Source organism: Streptomyces sp. NPDC021224, from assembly GCF_044332905.1.
Lineage (GTDB): Bacteria > Actinomycetota > Actinomycetes > Streptomycetales > Streptomycetaceae > Actinacidiphila.
This window is the reverse complement of sequence record NZ_JBIRPW010000041.1, coordinates 1-2,041: the sequence shown is the minus strand read 5'-3', so window position 1 is coordinate 2,041 and position 2,041 is coordinate 1. Positions and strand designations below refer to the sequence as shown.

3 protein-coding genes are annotated in these 2,041 nt (G+C 67.2%); all 3 read right to left on the bottom strand.

The genetic code is table 11. From position 1 onward, the window contains the following. Positions 1-5 precede the first annotated feature (5 nt). Positions 6-347 (bottom strand): hypothetical protein, encoded by a 342-nt coding sequence (locus tag ACH4PY_RS37075; protein WP_398192930.1) that lies wholly within the window; start codon positions 345-347, stop codon positions 6-8. Between the two features lie 314 nt (positions 348-661). Further along, positions 662-1,147, bottom strand: a complete 486-nt coding sequence (locus ACH4PY_RS37070) for a hypothetical protein (protein ID WP_398192929.1) — start codon at positions 1,145-1,147, stop codon at positions 662-664. A 176-nt stretch (positions 1,148-1,323) separates the two neighbouring features. Next, a partial coding sequence (locus ACH4PY_RS37065) for an ISAs1 family transposase (protein WP_398192928.1) occupies positions 1,324-2,041 on the bottom strand: 718 nt, incomplete at its 5' end.

The following is a 2,041-nucleotide window of genomic DNA, read 5'->3' as shown; positions in this document are numbered from 1 at the left end:
ACATGTCACGGCTGGACCAGTTCCACGAAGTTGATCAGAGCCAGGTCGTAGTAGGCGGATTCTCCCGAGTTGAGCGTGAGGACGCAGTTCGCGTTGTAGTCCTCGCATATCACCGCTTTGGCGCCGCTGACCTGGTTGTTGACGATCCAGGACTTCCCGGGCGGGTTGTTGGTCAGGTAATGGGTGCCGTAGCCCGAGTAGACACCGCCCAGCAGCGGGCTGACCGGGGGGTTCTGGCCCTGCGGGTAGACGCAGAATTTTCCGTACGGGCAGTTGTACAGCGAACCGCCACTGCCCGCAGCCCGGGCCGGAGTGAACGCCGCCAGTATTGATGCCGCTGACAGCACCGCAGTCAGGGCGATGCGTAGAAAGGTGTGGTTGCGCATGGGTCGCCTTCCCGTCGGGCCTTACGGCGCGGGGTTGCCGGATACGTCAAGCTGACATCGCCCTGACGCTCCGTCAAGAGGGGCTTTTCCGACACCACAGCAGCCTGCCCTCCGGCGGCCCGGACGGCCCCGCCGTAGCAGCGGTGCGGCGCGGCTGGACCGGCCGTGCGAGCACGTGGCCGCCAAGTTCGTCCGCCACCGAAAGTAGTCGTGACGTAGCCGAGCGAAAGGCCGTCCCGGTCGTGTCGCGCGCCGAGGTCGGCCGTTCCGCGGGCCTACTGGGAGAACCCGTATGTTCGAGCGGGGTCGAGGTGCAGTTCGTAGGGCCCGAAGCAGTCCGCCGCGAGCGTTGCGACCGCAGCGCCGCAGGGGCAGGCTCGGTTGAGCCCTTCGTTACCGGTCGGCCCGCAGCACCCGGTGCTGTTCTTCCAGTTGGGCAGCGCTCGAAGGGCGGGGGCGTCTTCCGGGTGCATCAGCACCGTGCCCTGAACACCAGCCGAGATGACGAAACCCTCCTCACGGCAGACTAGCGGCCCTCTGGACTGCGCCGGCTTCGGGTCCTCCTGACCGTCCTGCACGACGTAGGGCGGCCCCCAGGGCTCGGGATCGATCACGTAGCGGCCTCGCGGAACGGTGGAAGGTGCCCGATGTGTCTCCTTGTCCCGGTCGCGTTCATCGTCGGAGAAGTTGGGGACGGCGGCCAGCTCGGCCAGCTCCGGCGTGATCGCGGTGCCGCACTTGGAACAGAGGAAGACGGTCATCCCCTCGTTGTAGTCCTCAGGGCTGCTGCTTCGCACTTTCGTTTGGCTGCTCGGAGTCGACGCGCGCGACGACGCTGCGGAAATTCCGGCATATCGAGGTGGACGGTGGTGTGCCGGGCGGCGAGGTCGCGCATGGCGCCGAGCTTCTGTTCGACGGCGGCGAGCCCAGGGCGGTTTCAAGTTCCCGGTAGGAGCGGGCTGTCGGTGATGCCCCAGATCCAGACGGCGTGTTCGGGTGCATCCCGGATCGCACGGGTGGTCTTGGCGATGTTGTCGGCTCCCAGTAGCCGCAGCCTGCCGATGGCCAGGTTCCGCAAGGAGGCCATCGCCCGCAGCGCGTTGCCGGTGTGGACGGTGGAGGCGTCTTCGGCGAACACCACGTCTCTGACATGGTGGCTGGAGTTTTCGATTGCCCAGTGCCCGCGTACGTATCTGCCCAGGTCGGCGGGGCTGGCCTGGTGGGTGTCGAGGCTGGTGACGGCGTAGACCGTCTCCCGGGTCTGCCACTTGCCGCTCTGCTGGCGGCGCCGGTGGATACGCAGGGCCAGCCGCGCCTCGGGGAAGGTGATCCCGCCCAGGTTCGCCGCGATGGCCATGGTCTTGACCGAGCGGGACTCCCGCCGCCCGTGCCCGCTGCCGGAGACGGTGTGTGCCACGGGCATCTGCTCCCACGGCAGGGCCTTGACCTGGGCCGACGCCGTCGGCTGGTTTGCCTTGATCACCGCGATGTAGTGCGCTTTCTTGTCCTGCACCAGCCAGCGCACCTGGTCCTTGACGCTGTGCAGGGCGTCGAAGGTGACCACGGTGCCGGCGAGATCGAGTGGTTCCAGCAGCGGACGGAACGCAGCCGTCTCGTTGGTTTTGGCTCCCACTTCCCGTTGGGCCAGAGTGACG

Excerpts from the sequence above, each read along its gene's own strand:
- ACH4PY_RS37070 (WP_398192929.1), bottom strand. The coding sequence starts at position 1,147 with ATGACCGTCTTCCTCTGTTCCAAGTGCGGCACCGCGATCACGCCGGAG.